Source organism: Ignatzschineria larvae DSM 13226 (genome assembly GCF_038500265.1).
GTDB lineage: Bacteria > Pseudomonadota > Gammaproteobacteria > Cardiobacteriales > Wohlfahrtiimonadaceae > Ignatzschineria > Ignatzschineria larvae.
The window spans coordinates 494,052-514,951 of the sequence record NZ_CP150637.1; the positions used below are offsets into that span (position 1 = coordinate 494,052).

Consider the following 20,900-nt stretch of genomic DNA (forward strand, 5'->3'; position numbering starts at 1 on the left):
CGTTCTCTAATATCCGATATTGCTAATATCTAATATCTAATATTAAATTAGATAATATGGCATTAAAGAATGCGTCATTAGAAAGAGAGTTTTTCAACGGTCAGATTAGTATTGGTATAGATACAGACATTTCCTGCGATCTCAAGGCTTTTACGGACAATCTCTTCCGCGGACAGCTCCGTATTTTGAATAAGGGCAAGCGCTGCACTATGGGCAAACATGCCACCTGACCCAATTGTTGCGATATCATGTTCAGGTTCAATGACATCGCCTAAGCCTGAGATGATAAAGGTTGCGGTTTCATCTGCGACAATCAGGAGCGCTTCAAGTTTACGTAGTGAGCGTTCAGTACGCCAATCTTTAGCGAGTTCAACTGCCGCGCGGGTAAGGTTACCGCTATGTTGCGCCAATTTTTCTTCAAAGCGTTCAAAGAGGGTAAAGGCATCAGCCGTACCGCCGGCGAACCCTGCTATTACTTTGCCATTAAATAGCCGGCGTACTTTGCGCGCGTTGCCTTTCATGACCGTATTGCCCATAGAGACTTGGCCATCGCCACCAATGACGACTTCATTTCCACGACGTACTGCACAGATGGTTGTACCACGAAACTGTTCCACAATTGACTCCTTATCATATTTAAATTGCATTTTAGCATGGTATTATAATGAGGTTCGCCGATGATATTTCAAGCGAATGATTTAAATCGTGTCAATTTTACCCATAACTTTTCCATCTATATTCCACTAGAAGGTTTTACTATTACGATGACAATGCTGACCGATCATGCCTTATTACGCTATTCACGCCATATTATGCTTGAGCAATTTGATATCGACGGACAAGAGAAGCTTGCTCAGGCGCATGTAGTTGTTGTTGGTTGCGGTGGATTAGGGATGGCGGCACTTCCGCTCTTCGTCGGCGCAGGGATCGGCCGGATTACGCTCATTGATTTTGATATGGTGGATCTCTCGAATCTGCATCGGCAAACAGGTTACAAGATGGCAGATGTAGGGCTCTCAAAAGTAGCGCAAGCCGCGCAGCATCTGACCGAGCTCAATCCCGATATCAACATTCAGCCCATTGAGCAGAAAGTGGATTTCACAGCGCTACAATCGATTGTCCAAGATGCCGATGTTGTCCTAGATTGCAGTGATAATTTTCAGCTACGCAAAGATCTCAACCGCGCTTGTTTTATGGCCAAAGCGCCCTTAGTCTCCGGCTCTGCGGTACGGTATGAGGGGCAGCTCACTCTCTTTGATTTTCGTGATCCTGATTCTGCTTGTTACGAATGTCTCTTTACCGGCGATCATGCCGATGATGGTAATTGTGCGCTCTTCGGTGTCTTCTCACCGGTTGTTCATATTATCGGCATCACACAAGCGCAAGAGGCACTGAAGCTCCTCCTCGGTATCGGCACATTAGCAACCCATAAACTCCATATCTATAATGCACTCGATTTTAGCTGGCAATCCTTTAAGTATCGGCGTAATCCGCACTGTGCAGTTCATTTAGAGGATGCGGATTGTGATCGTAAGATCGGTTCAAAATAAGCGGTATTGAAATGCTGGCGCATCAGCGGTCAAAAGCGAGGAAGCTATTCTATCCGAGTGTTGGTAAGTCAGGTTTTATGTTCTTTTAAAATCCTACAATAGCTGGTTAAAAACCATTTTTCTTCAACTAAGCTGACTATATAACAGGGTAAATCAATGTGTAATAAATTGTTTTAAAATGGTAATAAAATAATCATGATCAGATTATTGCTGATCAAGTTGTTGTATAGTAGATTACAAATCTATGACAGCAGAGTCACAGTGTAGTAGAAGATAATCGTAATCTACGCAATATTAATCTAAGCAAATAGAGTCCTATCAGATAAGACGAAAAGAGGGTTTCAATGAAAAAACATCTTTTAATGATCATCGCCGGCGTATTGGTGATCGCAGGTTGTGCCGGTAATAGTAACAAAAATGTGAGTTACGCTAACTACAAGCAGGATAAACACGATTTAGAGTTAGTATCCGATAAAAATATCAATGCGTTTAGTAGCTGTATTCGTAGCGCGCTCGCGCCTTATAATGCCAAAGAAGAGAAGATTACCAATAATGATATTCGCTTCACAAAAGCCGGGGATTTTACGGTAGAAGTTTACCGCGCGATCGATAGCACTTATGCGCGTGCCGACAGTCAAGATCCTCGTATCATTGCATTAGTGGAGCGTTGTAAGTAGTCACTGTTTAAAACTAAAGGGACAGTTTTAAAGTCTTTGTGTTAGCGGGAACAATATCCTGATATTAATGATATCAATAATATTAAAGCGGTCGTCATCGAAGCAGTTTGTTTCGGGGCTACCGTTTTTTATCGTCAATTCCTTGAGTGAACTTTGGAAATTGATGCATAGAAACCCCATAAAATCATCACCTTGTCACGCAAGTGTCATATTCATTCTTTAGCATATCCTTATTCCTACATTGGATGTGGGAAATTTGAGATTTGAATTATTTGGAGAATTCGCATGACACTGAAACGTGATGAGTTAGAAGTCAACAATCAAACAACAACGGCACCCTTTTCTGAAGTAATGGATGCGCGTCTTTCTCGTAGATCGCTCTTTAAAATGGGGGGCTTAGGCGTGAGCTTAGGTATCTTTTCGCTATTCCCAGCGAAGGTATTTGCGCAAGCACAAGCAGACAAGATCACAAAAGCCGTGAATGGTGGCCGTGTGACTTTTGAAGCGATTCCTTACTCAACTTTAGATACCGTTATTGTGCCGGAAGGCTATAAAGCGGTTGCTTTTTATAAATGGGGCGATCCTATCGGGATTCCGGGCAATATTCCAGAATTTAAAAAAGATGGCTCTAACACCACAGATGAGCAAGCCGCACAAGCAGGGATGCACCATGATGGGATCGCGTATTTCCCCTTAGAAGCCGGCGACAAAGCCTCAAGTCATGGTCTTCTTGCGATGAATCATGAATATGTGGATAACGGCCTTCTCTTCAAAGATGGTGTTGAAAATTGGTCACTCGATAAAGTGCGCAAATCACAAAATGCCATGGGCGTTTCAGTAGTTGAAGTGGCTAAAAATGGCAACGGTGAGTGGGAGGTTGTTCGTCCTTCTAAATATGCGCGCCGCGTAACACCATTAACTGAGATGACTGTCTCTGGTCCTGCAAAAGGCCATAAATTGATGCAAACAGTAGCAGATCCAAGCGGTAGCAAAATCCTTGGTACCATGCAAAACTGTGCGAACGGCCAAACACCTTGGGGCACTTACCTCACTTGTGAAGAGAACTGGGCAGATATCTTTGTAAAAGCCGATGCCGAGCTCAATCCCCTTGAGAAACGTTACGGTATTTCACCTGCTGATAATATGTATCGCTGGGTAGAGTTTGATGAGCGTTTTGATGTGAATAAAACCCCGAATGAGCCTAATCGCTTTGGTTGGGTGGTCGAAATCGATCCTGAAGATCCCACTTCAACACCGATTAAACACACAGCACTGGGGCGCTTCAAACATGAAGGCGCAAAAGCAGTCGTCGGTCCTGATCAACGTTTAACGGTCTATATGGGCGATGATCAGCGCTTTGAATATATCTACAAATTTGTCAGTAATGGTAAATATGATCCTGCAAAAGGAAAAGCGAATAGCGCATTATTAACTGATGGTACGCTCTATGTTGCGCGTTTTGATGAGAATGGTACCGGTGTATGGTTACCCCTTGTGCATGGTCAAAATGGTTTAACGGCGGCTAATGGTTTTAATGATCAAGGGGATATTGTGATCAATGCGCGTGGGGCGGCGGACGTGGTCGGTGCAACGAAGATGGATCGTCCTGAGTGGATCGCAGCTGATCCGATCAATGCCGGTAATATCTACTGTACTTTAACGAATAATAGCCATCGTGGTAAAGCAGGATATCCAGGTACAGATGCCGCTAATCCCCGTGAAAACAATCTTTTTGGTCATATCATTCATTGGCATGAGAAAGATGGCGATGTGGGCGCATTGACTTTCGATTGGGATATTCTTGCGCTTGCGGGTTCTGATAGTGCGACAGCTTCAAATCATCAAGCCCAAAATAGCGGCGATACCTTTGGTTCACCTGATGGTTTGGAATTTGACCATAATGGTATTCTCTGGGTGCAAACAGATGTTTCCTCTTCTACAATCAATAAGAAAGCCTATCAAGGAATGGGGAATAACCAGATGCTTGCAGTTGATCCTGCCGATGGCTTCTTTAAACGCTTCTTAACGGCGCCTAATGGCAGTGAAGTAACCGGTATCGCCTTCACACCGGATAATAAAACGATGTTTATCAATATCCAACATCCTGGTGAGCCTGATAGCGGCGTGACCGTAACCGGCGCTGAACTTGCGATCTCCACTTGGCCAGATGGCCCTGCGGCAGGGCGTCCTCGTGCAGCAACCGTTGTGATCCAAAAACGTGATGGCGGCGTGATTGGTAGTTAATCACTGCTAATGAATCTGATCCCTGAATCGATTCCTAACATCGATTCAAGATCGGTCGCATCGTCATTGATGCCAACAATTTGAGTAACCGGTAGTGACAACATTGACGAAGCTACCGACAGCTAAGCCCTGAGAATCTCGCGACATTCTCGGGGTTTTTTTTCGTTTTTAGGCATTGGGCTGGGTAAAGGCCATTTTGAGTAGTTCTTGATAGGTTTGTTCTAATGTAGTGAGATAGATTTCGCTATCTGATTGAAATGGAATAGGATCTCCAATAATTACATCACAATTAAAGGGGACAAAGAGAGCTTCTCCTTTAGGAAGAGCACGACCTAAACCTCTTAGAATAATGGGGATTACCGGAATATTAGGATGCTTTTGCATCAGAAGATGGATTCCCCGTTTGAGTTTAAAAGTACGCACCTCGGTTGATGAACGAGTCCCCTCAGGAAAGAGTATCAAAATGTCGCCTTGATCTAAACATTGATGGCATAAGGAAAACAGCTGGTCAGTATCTTTAAATGCTTTGCGTTCAAAAGGGATAATATCAATACAATAGATTGAAAACCAACGTAATAATGGATTACGCATAAAATAATCTGCTGCTGCTATCGGGCGAACCTTATTAAGCGTTTTAAGTGGTAATAGACTCATCAAAACAAGGGTATCTAAATGACTTGTATGATTTGCCACAATTACTAATGGTCCTGTTGTGGGAAGTTTTTGACGGTTAACAATATTCAGACCTAATCCAATTAAGACTAAAGGTTTCACAATAAGAAGAAAGAACCCTAGTTTGAGCCATTTAATTCGTTTGTTAGCTTTTATTTTCATTTGTATTTTTCCTACTTTGTCGACTAATAATCAAAAGCTTTAATGGCCCGTTACATAATAAAAGTAATGGAAAAAAATCGGCGTAGCATAGATTAGGCTATCAACACGATCTAAAATCCCCCCATGTCCGGGAATAAGAGTCCCACTATCTTTAATCCGCAAATCTCGCTTGACAGAGGAGAGCACTACATCACCGATAAACCCAGAAAAAGCTATGATTATGCCTGCTAAAAAACCGGTTTTCCATGTGAGAATCGTTAAATAAGGAGCAAGAAAACTCGATAGAATGGTTGTGACGAGCAATCCTCCCACAAATCCTTCCCATGTTTTATTGGGGCTGACCTTTGGAATAATTTTATGCTTCCCGAAACATTTCCCACAGATATATTGGCTGACATCATTAAATTGGGTAGTAAAGAGAAGATAGAGAATAAGGCCAGCAAAACCTGCCTCCGGTATTATACGATCCATATTTGCAAGATAAGCAATGTGACTAAAGCCAAAAACACAGAGCATTAAGCTCCACTGAATAATGGCATTAGCGCGAATAAATCCTGTTGTTTCACCAATAATCACAGAACGTAGTGGTAAGAACAGAAACATATAGACAGGAATAAAGATGATAAACATGCCATACCATTGAATATAAGCAAAGTAATACTGTAAGGGGATCGCAAGATAGGCCCAGAATGCTAATCGGCGATCAACTGCTCGTAGCGGTGTGATAGAGTAGAATTCCTTCAGTGCTAAAAAGCTCACAAAAGCAAAGAAGATAGTAGTCGCTTTTGCCCCAAGTAGAAGTACTCCAATAATGAGTATAATCATCCACCACCAAGAGCGGGTACGGAGCAGTAATTCTTGATAATCTTTTTCAGGGTAACGCTGTTTTTTAATAAAGACGATAAGACTTGCGATGATCAGTCCTGAAAATAACGTTAAAATCATCGTTACACTGTGCGAGGGTAGTAACATAGTAATACCTATTGAGCTGAGATAGAGAGTAAAGGAAGGAAGAAAAAGGTAACAATTAGCAATAGCGTAGATAAAGTCGCTAGGCTACAGTGCATTATTCAATTTTCAAAGTTAAAATAAAATACCGGTATACCACTACAATCTGTTGTTTTTATAACGATATATTTGCCCTAGTCGGTGTAGTACCGTAATAAAACTTCCAATGATAATCAACCATAAAGCAATCTCGAGAAATAAGGTAGAGAGATCGAAAAAGAGTCCGATCATAGTCGCTATTATTGCAAATGTCATGAGTGCCATACGTTGCTGTTTTGCCATAGGGCCAGAGAAGAAAGGGGGAGCCCCCATTGATACACCAAGCACTCGAACATAGGCTGTCAGCGCGGCCATTAAAGCGGCTAATAATCCTAGTGAAAACCCTGTAGAACTCCCTAGGCTCATACCTAAGGCTATAAAGAAGAAGGTATCGCTCACTCGGTCTGGAACTTCATTAAAGAGCTCCCCTGCCGGCGTTACTTTCCCCCCTTCAATGGCTACCATGCCATCAATCAAATTACATAGTAAGCGCAGTTGAATGAGTATTAACGTCAAAAACAGAAGTAGCAGTTGTGTCGCTCTACTGAGATCAGATGTCCAAAAACCTAAAGTGAAAAGGGTTAGAAAAGCAGGGAGAATACTAAAAAGTGAGATTTGATTAGGGGTAATTGCTTTTTGTGAGAGCCATTGTGCTAATTGAATCATAAGGGGGTTAGAACGACTCTTAATAGGACGGCGCTTATCCATGATTATTTCCTTTTAAATATGGTTAACGGTAGTTAACTGGTATCGTAACTACTTAATTTATAAAAGTCAATTAAAAAGATAACAAATGTTAACTTTAAATCATCTCCAGTGTTGTGTGCAACAAATAACCTTATTTATCGTAATTATCTCTATTAATCCTTACTATTAATGGTTACTATTAACGCTTATTGATTATCAATCAGATAAGGTGCAGGAATAAGGAGTTTTAAAATGATATCGACTCGAAAAATGAATCAACAATCTGCCGCTCTAGCGATGAAATCCCCCCTCAAGAAACTAGCACTCACAGTGACCGCCTTACTATCGTTGACGGTTACTGCGGATGCTTGTACCCGGGTACTATTTCATGGGGATAATGAGCGTAATATTACCGCGCGTTCTATGGATTGGAAGCGGGATGTCGGGACGAATCTTTGGATTTTACCACAAGGCATTGAGCGTAATGGGGAAGCCGGGGATCGCTCGATTGCCTGGACAGCGAAATATGGTAGCGTTGTCGCAACCGGTTACGATATCGCTACAACCGATGGTATGAATGAGGCAGGGCTCAATGCCAATCTCCTCTGGCTGGTAGAATCAGATTATCCGCCCCCGATGAATAGCGATAAGCCAACGCTTGCGCTCTCACTCTGGGCGCAATATATGCTCGATAACTTCGCGACCGTGGCTGAGGCGGTGGAATTTCTTGAAACTGAACCTTTTGTCGTGGTGACGGCGCACGTTCCCGGTGAGAATCGACTTGCTACGCTGCATCTGTCGCTCTCTGATCGCTTTGGAGATAGCGCTATTGTCGAGTATATCGATGGAAAGCAAGTGATTCACCACGATCGCAGTTACCAAGTGATGACCAATTCCCCCACTTTCGATAAGCAATTAGCGCTTAATGAATATTGGCAAGAGATCGGCGGCACCACGATGCTTCCCGGCACCAATCGTGCGGCAGATCGCTTTGCACGTGCAGCATTCTATATCAATGCAATCCCAAAAGATGGCAATGAGCGGGACACCTTTGCCGGCGTTTTCAGCGTGATTCGCAATGTCTCTGTCCCTTATGGTCTTAATACCGAAGAGGAGCCGAATATCTCCTCAACGCGTTGGCGTACTGTGATCGATCATCAAGCAGGGCGCTATTTCTTTGAATCGGCGATCTCTCCTTCTATCTTCTGGGTTGATCTGAATAAAGTAGATTTCAAACCCGGTGCTGATGTGAAGAAGCTTGATCTAGGGAAAGATCAATCGAATATCTTCTCCGGCGAAGTCTCCGGCGAATTTGTCACCACGGCGCCCTTTAAATTCCTCGGCATTACTGAAGAACAATTGCAAGCTGCAATAAAGCAAGAGGAAGCACTCAAAACGGTACTCGATGCCGAAGAAGAAGCGGTTTTTGAAGAACCCGCTGTAAGTGCGCCGCAATCATAAGCGCTGTAATTGATAGCGTTCGACTGTACAGTGATAAAAGGCATTCGGAAATAACGCCGAATGGGAGAATGGGTGCGAAAGCGCCCTTTTTTAATATCGAATATAGATATTTAGCAATATTGGTTGATTGGATTAAATAGTGCATGATCTTCAATTGCAGCTATGTAAACAAATATATATTTATATGAATTATGTTATAATAATCGTCAAAATTTTCTATTAAGAATGGGTTGTTTTTCGCCTTATTGCGGGGCATAACATTCACCAGTAAAAATAGCATAGATTGTATTGGACAATATTTAGAGCATTCACATTTAATAGATAAGCTAAATCCCTCGTGAAGATTATGGCTTATTGTCAATAGCAGAGGAATATTTATGAATAGCGTTTTTAAGGTCATTTGGAATCATACTTTACAGCGTTGGGATGTGACGTCTGAGGTGAGCGTTGCATATAAAAAGTCTAAACAAAATAGGATCCGCACAAGAATGGCCAGTGTACTCTCTAGTGCGCTTATTTTAGGAAGTGTAGCCTTTGCAAATGAGAATATAGCGGTCAAAGGGGGGGATATATACTCTATCAAAGATAAGGCTGAATGGACTATGGGTAATATTACAGTCGATGGCTTTAAAATTGAGGAAGTTCCGCCTGCAGAAGGTTCTTCTGATGAACCTAAAAAGATTGAAAAGCCATCAACTGCCGAGATCAGTAATATTAAAAAACTCACAACAGGCGATATTGTTGCAACGGATAAAGGGAAAGTAGATTTAATCAATGTTGATAAAGGAACCTTAGGAAATATTACCTTAGAATCAGGGGGGCATTTTGAAGTAAAAGGAACTCAGGCTCCTGATAAATATAGTAAAGATCGCTATAGTAATATTAGAACAGGGGATATTACTATTCGTGATGGGGGAAAATTTACGGCAGAACGCTATAGTAAAATTGAAGCCGATAATATTCATGTTACAGGGAAAGATTCCCATATGCAGATTGGGGTTGATAAAAAACCTGATCCTAATCCTAATATTACGACGCCAGTGAATATATATGAATACTCTACTTCATTAAAAGCTAAAGAGATCAATATTGATAATGGGGCAATATTAGCTGTAGGTCGTTCTGCCGTTGATATGCAAGATTATGAGGCAAAATTGCGTATTGAAACAGATAAATTAGTAGTTGGGCCCGCTTCATTTATCGAGAAAACGATAGAAGGTTCCTCAACGGAGAAACCTAAAGAGTCTGTTGAAACTGTATTAGATTTGACCGGTGCAATTAGTCGATCGGGAAGTTCAATTCTTGATATGACAAGTATTGAATTAATTGAAATTAGTGGTGGGAAAGTTAAAGGCCTTGATGATACAAGTGCAAAAATAAAGGTGAAAGATCTGACCTTTAAAAATATTGCAGGTAGTCATCTAAAAGCTAATGACATTAGGGTATCAGGTAATCTGCTTTTTGAAGTTGGTTTGGATCCTGTTTCAGGTAAAGATAATTTTATGAAAAAAACCGGAACTCCAGAAAAACTATCGATTTTAGATATTAAGTATTTGGATTTAGGTACTAATTCTAAAGGTGTTTTTGTTGCAGATAAACTTTCAATAACTGAAGGGAATATTGCGACTAAAACAATGCCAGAAATCATTAAATCTAGTTATGGAAACAAAGATCAATCTATTTCCATTAATAATAAAGGAGCTTTAGATTTTAAAGGCAATCAAGACTTTGAGTTTGAATTAGTCGATGGGAATCCTGAATTAGTGCTCTCTGAGTCAAATTTAAAGAAAGAAGGAGAGGTAGATTCTGTCTTAACTATTTTAACGAAAGTGAGTGTAAAAGAAAAAGGGAAATTATCAGGTAATGGATTTATAGATAATCTGTTAACATTATCAGGCGGTGATCTATATGTCGGAAATGCCGGGACTAATAATGCAGGAACAGGACATTTAGCGGTTAAAGATCTCAAAATTGAAAATGATTATGGTTTTGCAAATCTACATTTCGGTTTCAGTGCTCATCAGGCAGATCGCTTGACGATTCTAAATTCAGCCCATGGTTACGGAGCTGTCTATATCTATCCTCAAGGACAGGTAAAAGAATTGGCAACCTCTGAAGGTCTGCTCTTAGTTGATGCATCAACGATACCTGAATTAAATGAGGATAAAAAACCAGCGAATACCCTTGATTTACAACTTGCTAATCGTGTAGCGATAGGTCTTTATGAATATGAGTTAGTCAAGCGAGAGAATGTTGAGGGTGCAAATGGGGCAGGTGCGCAGTGGTATTTAACCTATGATAAAAATGAAATTGCACCTCAAGCAAATGCTTATCTTGCGAACTTAGCAGTATCGAATAAGATGTTTACCTTAAGCTATCAAGATCGGGAATATATCGAAGATGGTGAGGGAATGTGGTTAAATATCAAAAACTCTTACAATAAGTTTAAGGGAAATCATACAGATCGCATTGAGTCCAAAATTAACTATTTTGTTTTACGAGTAGGGAATGATCTAGTTGATGAAGATGATTATAGCGCCGGTTGGTTAGCGAGTTATGGTGCTGCATCAGGCGATAGTAAAAATCGCTATGAAAATCGTACAGCAGATAGTAAAGTGCATGGTTTCTCTGTAGGGGGGTATGGTACTTACTTCTTTGATCAAGACAAGAATACTTACCTTGATGCTTCACTGCAATATGTGAGAACGAGTAATAAAGTGGAAGGAGATGATAAGCCTACTGAAAACTATAAAGCGGATGGTTTTGTGGCCTCTCTTGAATTGGGAACTGACATCGAATTTGCGCGTGATTGGTCCTTTGTTCCTTCAACCCAGGTCACCTGGTCAGATGTAAAAGCCAAAAAGCATCGCGCTGAAGATGGAACAAATTATAGTAGCAATCGTGGTAATCTCGAATGGCGTTTAGGGGCGCTCATTAAAGCAAAAGAGAGCTTTATGGATGGTATGATAACGCCTTATGTCGGCGCAAATTATATCCTGAATAGTAATGCCCCTGAAGTCAAAGTTGAATATGCCGGTATGGAAAATGATGTCGCATTAGCGGGTTCAAAGAGTATTTATCAACTCATTATGGGGACAGATGTGAAGTTCAGTAAAGATCTGCATTTAAGTGGTGAGCTTTCTCACACTATGGGGCAAGATAAATACCGAGATACTAAAGTGAAAGTGAATATGCGTTATATCTATTAATTCCTCTTATAATATCGAACCCGATAAAATACATGTAAGTTAGAAAATAATTTGAATGTATAGTAGTTAAGCCTTGAGATAGCAATATCTCAAGGTTTTTTGTTACTCTGAAGATTAGTTTTTATATAGTAATATCGATTCAAAATAAGCTTATTCAAATGCCGGTACGCGATATGCGGAAGAACAGGATCATTCTCCCCGGCGATGCGATAGTTTTTCTTATTCCCAGCGCAAAAGGCGCTATAACTGCCGGCGCGCAATTGCAAAAAGAACAAGATCATTCCCCCCGGCGATGCGATGAATTTTCTTATTGATTCCAAATAAAAGCTAATTCAGTGCGGGATAGAACAATTGCGTAACCAGATAAAGTGAGCGCCCGCAAGTGAGCAATCTCTCGACTTCTCAAACGGTTATTGACCGGCACGAAAGGGGATAACTTCCGGCATTAAAGATGCCAAATCTGCCGGCGCGCGATTTGTGGAAGAACGGGATCATTCCCCCCGGCGATGCAATGAATTTTCTTACTGTTCTCAAATTATTGCCCCCTATGTTATGCTCAATAAACGAACCTAAAAGGAGAAAATCAAATGCCTTATATTAATGTCAAAATTACAGATAAAGCTGTAACCACAGAACAGAAAGCCGCCATCATTGATGGCATGACGCAGGTACTTGTAGATGTATTAGGAAAGAACCCAGCAACAACCGTTGTCGTAATTGATGAAGTCCCTTTAGATAACTGGGGAATAGCGGGAATACCTGTTGTTGAATATCGCAATAAATCAAAATAGATCGATTATCGGGATTTTGTTTCAAATAAAATCTGATTCAAGGCGGGAGGGAATGCTTGCAAATCAAGGCGAATCTCGTGCCCGTAAAAGAGCAATCTTTCGACTTTTCAAACAATTATTGATAGGAATGAAAGGTGACAATTCCGGCACTAGAAAGATGCCACAATTGCCGGCACACGATTGTAAAAAGAACAGGATCATTCCCCCCGGCGATGCGGTAAATCTTCTTATTGATTCCCAATAAAAACTAATTCAGTGCGGGATAGAACAATTGCGCAACCAGAGAAATCGAGCGTCCGCAAAAGAGCAATTTCCCGACTTCTCAAACAATTATTGATAGGAATGAAAGGTGACAATTCCGGCACTAGAAAGATGCCACAATTGCCGGCGCACGATTGTGAGAAGAACACGATCATTCCCCCCGGCGATGCTGTAAATTCTCTTATTCCCAACGCCAAAGAGCACTACAACTGCCGGCGATCATCTATCTTAAATGGTAAACAATAAAAAAGGGCGCAATTTAAAGCTGCACCCTTTGAGTGAATCTTTTGATATCAATCTATTGATATCAATCTATTGATATCAATAGATTGATCAGAATCTTCCCAACATTCAGCCCCTTTTAAACCAGGGATTGAATCTGCTTTGAATACAGGATTTTTCTTCTCTTTGAGCTGACGGTAGAAATCATCCGCTACTTTAAAGGCGATTTTGCCTAAGATCGCGATGACGACTAAGTTAATAATGGTCATTAATCCCATAAAGAGATCCGCTAAACTCCAAACAATTCCCATACTCATTACCGCTCCAAACATCACCATCATCAACACAATTAGACGATAGAAGAGTAGAGCAGTGGTATTGCTCTTAATAAATTCGATATTCGTTTCTCCATAATAGTAGTTCCCGATAATCGAACTAAAAGCAAAGAAGAAGATCGCAATGGCGACAAAATATTGCGCCCAATCGCCCACTTGTTGCGCTAGAGAATTTTGCGTTAAGACAACACCGCCGGCGCTTGTTCCATCTGCATAAATGCCTGACAGTAGAATAATAAATGCTGTTGCCGAACAGATCACAATTGTATCGAAGAATACGCCTAAACTCTGCACTAAACCTTGCTTTGCAGGATGACTGACATTGGCAGTTGCTGCCGCATTAGGCACAGATCCCATTCCCGCTTCATTAGAGAAGAGCCCACGACGAGTTCCTTGAAGAATGGCCATTCCTAGACCACCGCCGGCAAACTCTTGAATCCCGAAGGCATTTTCAACAATGAGCATAAACATTCTGGGGACTTCAGTGATATTCACCGCAACCACATAGAGTGCAATGCCGATATAGAATACCGCCATCACAGGTACACAAATCTGGGTAAAGTGCACTACACGGCGAACGCCGCCAAAGATAATTAAACCGGTGGCAATCACTAATAGTGCGCCGATTACAATCGTATCAATGCCGAATACAGAATGGAACGATTGCGCGATGGTATTTGATTGTACAGAATTGAAGATAAAGCCAAAGGTAATCGTTAAGAGAATAGCAAAAATAATGCCTAAATTTTTCCAACCGAGGGCTTTTTGCATATAGTAAGCGGGGCCACCGCGAAAAGTATCGCCATCTTTGACTTTATAGACTTGCGCAAGGGTGCTTTCGATAAAGGCTGTTGCCATACCGATAATCGCAATCACCCACATCCAGAAGACCGCACCTGGTCCGCCGATAGCAATCGCAAGGGCAACGCCGGCAATATTCCCTGTTCCAACACGGCTAGCGGCACTAATAGTAAAGGCTTGGAAGGCAGAAACCCCATCATCACTAGGATTCTTTTCGACAGTTAAGCGAAACATCTCTTTAAAGAGACGAATTTGGATAAAGCGGGTACGAATTGTAAAGTAAATCCCTAAAATGATGAGAAATGCGACCAGAATATAGGTCCAAATAAAATCATTCAACGGGCCTACTAACCAGTTAATCAGACTCATAATTACTCCAATGTAGTACAAAATAAAGGCAAAAGACTCTATAGAATAAAGGGATTACTTGAATAAATCTACAAAAAAATCAAGATAAATCAATAAATGTTTGTTAAATCGGAAAATTTGGGGCTTATTTTAAATAAAATCTGATTCAAGGCGGGAGGGAGTGCTTGCAACTCCAGACCGATCCCGCGCCCGCAGAAGAGCGATTTCTCAATCTATCGGCATTGAAAGATGCCACAATTGCCGGCGCGCGATTGTGAGAAGAACACGATCATTCCCTCCGGCGATGCGATGAATCGTCTTATTCATTCCAAATAAAAGCTAATCCAGTGCGGGATAGAACAAGTGCGTAACCAGAGAAATTGTGCGCCCGCAAATGAGCGATCTAATCATTCGGCATTAACAAGTCCGCAAGTGAGCAATCTCTCGACTTCTCAAACAGTTATTGACCGGCACAAAAGGCGACAACTTTCGACATAGATAATGTTTTACAAACTTCCGGCATTGAAAGATGCCAAACCTGCCGGCGCGCGATTGTGAGAAGAACGATGTCATTCCCCCGGCGATGCGATGAATCTTCTTAGCCTCTCAATCTTAGCAATAAAAAAGGGCTCGATTTTGATCGAACCCTTTAGGCTTATCTATATTGTTATTATGAATAATGATTTATAAGAATGATTAGAGTGCTTCAATCTTCACGAGTTGTTGCTTTAATTCTGCCAATTGATTTTCTGCATCACTCAATTTCACTCGCTCACCTTCAACCACTTTTGCCGGTGCTTTATCGGTAAATCCAGGATTTGCCAATTTTGCGGTTAAGGCTTTAATAATCGGTTCGATTTTACCAATCTCACGATTGAGGCGTGCAAGCTCTTGTTCTTTATCAATCAGGCCAGCAAGCGGAATTAAGAGACGCATTTTGCCGATCACCATGACCGCAGATTCCGGCGCTGTACCTGCTACTTTGGTAAAGTTTTCAAGGCGCCCCATTCGTTGTAAGAATGGCATATTTTGTTCAATACGGGCAAGATCCTCACTCGAAGCATTCTCATAGAGAACAGCAAGCGGTTTACCCGGAGAGATATTCATCTCACCACGAATTCGGCGAACAGCTAATAAAACCTCTTGTAACCACTCAACTTCCGCTTCAAGAGCGGTATCTCGCGCATCAACCGCAGGGAATTGTGTGACAGAGATACTCACAGCGGTCTTGAAGCTCGGCGCGATTTCGATCAATTTCTGCCAAATCTCTTCCGTGATATAAGGCATAAATGGATGAAGTGCTTTGAGAATCGCGTCTAAGACAAAGAGCAGATTGTAGCGTGTTGCCGCTTTCTCTTCTTCTGAATATTCACCATTGAGAATCGGCTTCGTGAGCTCTAAATACCAGTCACAGAACTCATGCCATGTGAAATCGTAGAGCGCCTGCGTTGCAAGGTCAAAACGATAACTTTCAATATGACGATTCACTTCAGTTAGCATATAGCTCAAACGAGAATTGATCCAACGATCAATATGAGAGAGCTTCGCTGGATTCTCTTGAACTTCTTTTCCTTCAGCATTCATAAAAACAAACTTCGATGCATTCCAGATCTTGTTACAGAAGTTAGAATAGCCTTCAATTCGACCGACATCGAAGATAATATCCCGACCATTGGTGGCCAGCGCAGTAAAGGTAAAGCGTAGCGCATCAGTACCAAAGGCCCGAATCCCTTCAGGGAAGTGGCGACGTGTATCTGCTTCAATGCGCGGTGCCATTTGCGGTTGCATCAAACCTGTGGTGCGTTTTGCAACGAGTGATTCAAGGTCAATACCATCAATTAAGTCGATAGGATCGAGTACATTGCCTTTGGATTTACTCATCTTCTGACCATCTTGGTCACGCACCAAGCCATGGAAGTAGACCTCTTTAAAGGGGATCTCTTTCATAAAGTGCAGGCCGAACATAATCATTCGTGCTACCCAGAAGAAGATAATATCAAAGCCGGTCACAAGGACAGAGGTAGGATAGAAGGTTTTCAACTCATCTGTCTGATCAGGCCAGCCAAGTGTTGAGAATGGCCAAAGGGCAGAGGAGAACCAAGTATCTAATACATCTTCATCTTGACGAAGCGTAACATCGGCACCTAGATTATATTCCCGGCGTACTGCCTCTTCATTTTCAGCTACATAGAAATTTCCGTCTTCATCATACCAAGCCGGAATGCGATGTCCCCACCAGAGTTGACGGGAGATACACCAATCTTGAATGTTGTTCATCCATTCAAAGTAGGTATTTTCCCAGTTTTGAGGAATAAATTTAATATCTTTGTTCTTAACTGCTTCAATTGCCGGTTTTGCCAATGTTTTCGCATCCACAAACCATTGATCTGTGAGATAAGGCTCGACGATCTGATTAGTACGATCACAACGCGGAATCATTAAAGTATGCGGTTCGATCTTCTCTAAAAGACCCGCTTTCTCAAAGTCTGCGACGATCTGCTTACGGGCATCAAAACGATCAAGACCACGATAGGCTTCCGGCATCTCATCATTGATTTTCGCTTCATCGGTGAAGACGTTGATCATTGGTAAGTTATGACGTTTACCCATCTCATAGTCATTAAAATCGTGCGCAGGGGTAATTTTCACACAACCTGTTCCAAATTCAGGATCGACATAATCATCGGCGATAATAGGAATTTGACGATCACAGAATGGCAGATCAATCATTTTGCCAATGTATTGGGCATAGCGCTCATCTTCAGGGTGAACGGCAACCGCTGTATCTCCTAGCATGGTTTCAGGGCGCGTTGTTGCAACGACCAGATACTCATCTGTACCGGCAATCGGATAACGAAGGTGCCACATTGAGCTTGATTCTTCTTTCGATTCTACTTCGATATCAGAAACGGCGGTTTTGAGAATCGGGTCCCAGTTGACAAGGCGTTTGCCACGATAGATTAAGCCCTCTTTATAGAGCGTGACGAAGACTTTTTGTACTGCTTTTGAGAGCCCTTCATCCATCGTAAAGCGCTCACGCGACCAATCGGCACTTGCGCCCATTCGGCGAAGCTGTTGCGTGATATTACCGCCAGATTCTGCTTTCCATTCCCAGATACGCTCAACGAAAGCCTCACGACCTAAGTCATGACGTGTTTGACCGTTGGCATTGAGTTGACGCTCTACAACCATTTGTGTAGCAATACCGGCGTGATCTGTGCCCGGTTGCCAGAGGGTATTTTTCCCAAGCATACGATTATAACGAATCAAAAGATCCATAATCGTATCTTGGAACGCATGTCCCATGTGTAGGCTACCGGTGATATTCGGCGGAGGAATGACAATACAGTAAGCAGGTTTACTTGTATCGCCACTGGGTTTAAAAAGGTTATTCTCTTCCCAAAATTGGTACCATTTTTTTTCTATCTGATCTGGTTGATAACTCTGTTTCATCTATTTATCCAAGGTTAGTGTGATCTCTATTATGAAGTCATCAATATGCGAATGGCAATATAAAAGATGACCGTAAAGCAGGGCAATCCACATTAAGTCAGAAAGCCCGGCCAGGAAAACAATAGAGAGAATGCTCAATCGGTGTTAGGAGCTTATTGGCAAATACTCGCCAATAAACCCTATAAAATTGCTAAAAGTATAGCATATTTCCAAGCACAATCGCTTGCCTATTGATTGGGAAGTTTTAAGAATCTCGCGCCGGCAGATTAGGTGTTTTCTAAAGCAGAGTGATTAGATCGCTCCTCTGCGGGCGCTCAATTTCTCTGGTTACGCAATTGTTCTATCCCGCACTGGATTAGCTTTTATTTGGAATGAATAAGACGATTTACCGCATTGCCGGGGGAATGATCCCGTTCTTTTCATAATCGCGCGCCGGCAACTGTGGCATCTTTCAATGCCGAGAATAACCGTTTGAGAAGTCGAGAGATCGCTCCTCTGCGGGCGCTCAATTTCTCTGGTTACGCAATTGTTCTATCCCGCACTGGATTAGATTCTATTTGGAATGAATAAGACGATTTACCGCATCGCCGGAACGAATGATCCCGTTCTTTTCACAATCGCGCGTCGGCAACTGTGCCATCTTTCAATGCCGAGAATAACCGTTTGAGAAGTCGAGAGATCGCTCCTCTGCGGGCGCTCAATTTCTCTGGTTACGCAATTATTCTATCCCGCACTGGATTAGATTCTATTTGGAATGATTAAACATTCTCTCCCACCGGGAATCAGGTCTTATTTGAAATTCAAGACGAAAAAAAACTAGCCCGAAAGCTAGTTTTTGCTGAGACCGGTTAATCTTAAAAGATTATTTTAAGCGGGCTTCAGTGTAAAGAACGTGTTTACGAACAACTGGATCGTATTTTTTGAACTCTAACTTTTCAGTTGTTGTACGTTTGTTCTTAGTGGTCGTATAGAAATGACCTGTACCTGCTGAAGATACTAATTTTACTTTTTCTCTCATGACCTACTCCTTAGATTTTTTCGCCCTTAGCGCGAAGATCTGCTAAAACGGCATCGATTCCCTTTTTGTCAATGGTACGAAGACCAGCAGGAGAGATACGAAGTGATACGAAACGGTTTTCGCTCTCAACCCAAAGACGGTGAACCTGAAGGTTTGGGAGGAAACGACGACGTGTTCTATTGTTTGCGTGGGAAACGTTGTTACCAGTCATTGGTCCTTTCCCAGTTACTTGACATACTTTACTCATGATTAATAACCCTGATCTTAATTGTAATATTAACCCCGGCCGCCAGCTAAAAATTTCATGTGCGGACTGAACCCACGAATTATAGTGGAAAGTTCTCCCTATTGCAATAATTTGAAGCTCTTTTTACGAATAGATATCGGGATTAAGCAAATTTTGCGCCTTTTCGACGAACAAGTCGGAAAGTATACCACTTTTTTGTAAAAATTCTAGTTGTTGTTGCATTGTTTGCATGCCATCCATGCTTCCTGTTTGAATTATATTGGGGATTTGCGCAATCTGATTTTCTCGAATAAGGTTGGCAACAGCGGTTGTTCGAATTAAAACTTCAAAAAGTGCAAAGCGTTGCTTCTCAATGGTCAATAGTTGTTGAGAGATCACTGCGACCAAACTTTCTGAGAGTTGTTGACGGATTTCTAGTGATTGATCCAGCGGGTAGTAGCTCAAAATACGATCGATACTTTTAGCGGCACTATTGGTATGAAGTGTCGCAAAAACAAGATGACCCGTTTCCGCTGCCTGCAACGCTAACTGAACCGATTCTCGATCACGAAGCTCACCAATGAGAAGAATATCGGGATCCGCTCGCAGCGCATCTTTGAGCGCTTTGTGAAATGCACCGGTATGACGATGAAGCTCTCGTTGTTCGATTAAGGATTGCCCTTGCGGGTAGATAAATTCAATGGGATCTTCAAGGGTAATAATATGCTTCGCTTGCTGCTGATTAATGGTTTCGATCATCGAGGCTAAAGTGGTTGATTTTCCGGAGCCTGTCGCGCCGGTAATCAGAATTAATCCCTGTTTTTTATGAAGAAGCGATTGGAAGATAGGCGGCGCATGAATGGCTTCTAACGAGGGAATATTCGCTTTAATCAGTCTGAAAATAGCGGTTAATCCCGCAAGATTATAGAAATAGTGGCCTCGAATGCGAAGTTGCTCACCATTGGCAAGTAGGAGAGAATCTCCAAAGTCTAGAGAACCTTGCTTTTTGAGCTGCTGTTTCTCTTGCTCTGTACGCTTTGCTAATAACCATTGAAAGAGTGTCGTTTGCGAAGGTAATATTTCAGGGATATCATCACCTATTAGCGGTTTAAGTTCCCCTAAATGACGAATATAGGGCGCTCTTCGAGGTGTAAGATGCAGATCAGAAGCGCCGGCCATATCAGCTGCAATCAGCAGTTGCTCAAGCGGCGAATAATGATGATCGGCAGTGACTTGACAATAATCCATTTTCTTATCTCCTACGATTAATAATGGATAGAAAGGTTTTATGATCTAAGTATAGTTAGCCGATGATAATATGGGGAAAGAGGCTAAACCTGCCGGCGCACGATCGTTAGAAGAACGGGGTCATTCGACCCGGCGATGCGATAAATCCTCTTATTTCAGCGCAAAAGAGCGCTAAACCTGCCGGCGCACGATTGTTGGAAGAGCGGGATCATTCGACCCGGCGATATGATGAATCGTCTTATTGATTCCAAATAAAAGCTAATCCAGTGCGGGATAGAACAATTGTGTAACCAGAGAAATTGAGCGCCCGCAAATGAGCGATCTAATCACTCGACATGAACAAATCCACAATTGAACAATTTATCAACTTCTTAAACGGTTATTCTCGGCATTGACAGATGCCACAACTGCCGGCGCGAGATTGTAAAAAGAACGGGATCATTCGCCCCGGCGATGCGATGAATCGTAAAAAAAAGAGCGTTACTGTC

At 42.0% G+C, this 20,900-nt stretch carries 17 protein-coding genes; 8 read left to right on the forward strand and 9 right to left on the reverse strand.

Going from position 1 to position 20,900, the window contains the following annotated elements:
• Positions 1-77 precede the first annotated feature (77 nt).
• Positions 78-617, reverse strand: coding sequence for an ATP-dependent protease subunit HslV (gene hslV / locus WMO13_RS02210; protein WP_342386882.1), 540 nt, complete (start codon positions 615-617; stop codon positions 78-80).
• 147 nt (positions 618-764) lie between these two features.
• On the opposite strand from hslV, the gene WMO13_RS02215 reads away from it, so the two are divergent.
• The 3 genes from WMO13_RS02215 (at position 765) to WMO13_RS02225 (ending at position 4,471) form a co-directional block, all read left to right on the forward strand.
• Entirely contained in the window at positions 765-1,550 is a 786-nt protein-coding gene (locus WMO13_RS02215; protein ID WP_425324272.1) for a HesA/MoeB/ThiF family protein, read from the forward strand.
• A 344-nt stretch (positions 1,551-1,894) separates the two neighbouring features.
• Positions 1,895-2,227 carry a hypothetical protein gene (locus WMO13_RS02220; protein ID WP_342386884.1) on the forward strand — a complete coding sequence of 111 codons (333 nt, stop codon included), beginning with the start codon at positions 1,895-1,897 and terminating at the stop codon, positions 2,225-2,227.
• A 285-nt stretch (positions 2,228-2,512) separates the two neighbouring features.
• Positions 2,513-4,471: a PhoX family phosphatase gene (locus WMO13_RS02225; protein WP_342386885.1), complete on the forward strand. Its 1,959-nt coding sequence runs from the start codon at positions 2,513-2,515 to the stop codon at positions 4,469-4,471.
• Between the two features lie 168 nt (positions 4,472-4,639).
• Here WMO13_RS02225 and WMO13_RS02230 read toward each other — a convergent pair whose 3' ends face one another.
• The 3 genes from WMO13_RS02230 to WMO13_RS02240 all read right to left on the reverse strand — a co-directional run bounded on the left by WMO13_RS02230 (position 4,640) and on the right by WMO13_RS02240 (position 7,060).
• A complete protein-coding gene (locus WMO13_RS02230) occupies positions 4,640-5,305 on the reverse strand; it encodes a lysophospholipid acyltransferase family protein (protein WP_342386886.1) in 666 nt (221 codons plus the stop codon).
• Positions 5,306-5,344: 39 nt separating this feature from the next.
• The gene (locus tag WMO13_RS02235; RefSeq protein ID WP_342386887.1) at positions 5,345-6,277 is read right to left on the reverse strand and encodes a phosphatidate cytidylyltransferase; all 933 of its coding nucleotides are present in this window, start codon (positions 6,275-6,277) and stop codon (positions 5,345-5,347) included.
• Positions 6,278-6,412: 135 nt separating this feature from the next.
• Positions 6,413-7,060 carry a CDP-alcohol phosphatidyltransferase family protein gene (locus tag WMO13_RS02240; RefSeq protein ID WP_342386888.1) on the reverse strand — a complete coding sequence of 216 codons (648 nt, stop codon included), beginning with the start codon at positions 7,058-7,060 and terminating at the stop codon, positions 6,413-6,415.
• Positions 7,061-7,336: 276 nt separating this feature from the next.
• On the opposite strand from WMO13_RS02240, the gene WMO13_RS02245 reads away from it, so the two are divergent.
• From WMO13_RS02245 to WMO13_RS02265, 5 genes are all read left to right on the forward strand, one after another.
• On the forward strand, positions 7,337-8,500 hold the full coding sequence (locus WMO13_RS02245) for a linear amide C-N hydrolase (RefSeq protein WP_425324273.1): 1,164 nt from the start codon (positions 7,337-7,339) through the stop codon (positions 8,498-8,500).
• Positions 8,501-8,877: 377 nt separating this feature from the next.
• Positions 8,878-11,709, forward strand: a complete 2,832-nt coding sequence (locus WMO13_RS02250; protein WP_342386890.1) for an autotransporter outer membrane beta-barrel domain-containing protein — start codon at positions 8,878-8,880, stop codon at positions 11,707-11,709.
• Positions 11,710-12,296: 587 nt separating this feature from the next.
• Positions 12,297-12,500, forward strand: coding sequence for a tautomerase family protein (locus WMO13_RS02255; protein ID WP_026879692.1), 204 nt, complete (start codon positions 12,297-12,299; stop codon positions 12,498-12,500).
• Between the two features lie 52 nt (positions 12,501-12,552).
• Complete coding sequence (locus WMO13_RS02260) at positions 12,553-12,744, forward strand: hypothetical protein (protein ID WP_026879693.1); 192 nt, start codon at positions 12,553-12,555, stop codon at positions 12,742-12,744.
• A gap of 98 nt (positions 12,745-12,842) precedes the next feature.
• On the forward strand, positions 12,843-13,007 hold the full coding sequence (locus WMO13_RS02265) for a hypothetical protein (RefSeq protein WP_156923331.1): 165 nt from the start codon (positions 12,843-12,845) through the stop codon (positions 13,005-13,007).
• A 47-nt stretch (positions 13,008-13,054) separates the two neighbouring features.
• On the opposite strand, the gene WMO13_RS02270 is transcribed toward WMO13_RS02265, so the two are convergent.
• The 5 genes from WMO13_RS02270 to WMO13_RS02290 form a co-directional block, all read right to left on the reverse strand.
• Positions 13,055-14,488 (reverse strand): alanine/glycine:cation symporter family protein, encoded by a 1,434-nt coding sequence (locus WMO13_RS02270; RefSeq protein ID WP_051396359.1) that lies wholly within the window; start codon positions 14,486-14,488, stop codon positions 13,055-13,057.
• A 675-nt stretch (positions 14,489-15,163) separates the two neighbouring features.
• Positions 15,164-17,920, reverse strand: a complete 2,757-nt coding sequence (locus WMO13_RS02275; RefSeq protein ID WP_026879694.1) for a valine--tRNA ligase — start codon at positions 17,918-17,920, stop codon at positions 15,164-15,166.
• 862 nt (positions 17,921-18,782) lie between these two features.
• Positions 18,783-18,938, reverse strand: coding sequence for a 50S ribosomal protein L33 (rpmG, locus tag WMO13_RS02280; protein WP_026879695.1), 156 nt, complete (start codon positions 18,936-18,938; stop codon positions 18,783-18,785).
• 10 nt (positions 18,939-18,948) lie between these two features.
• Positions 18,949-19,185 (reverse strand): 50S ribosomal protein L28, encoded by a 237-nt coding sequence (gene rpmB, locus WMO13_RS02285; protein WP_026879696.1) that lies wholly within the window; start codon positions 19,183-19,185, stop codon positions 18,949-18,951.
• Positions 19,186-19,308: 123 nt separating this feature from the next.
• Positions 19,309-20,412: a type IV pilus twitching motility protein PilT gene (locus WMO13_RS02290; protein ID WP_051396360.1), complete on the reverse strand. Its 1,104-nt coding sequence runs from the start codon at positions 20,410-20,412 to the stop codon at positions 19,309-19,311.
• Between the last annotated feature and the right edge of the window lie 488 nt (positions 20,413-20,900).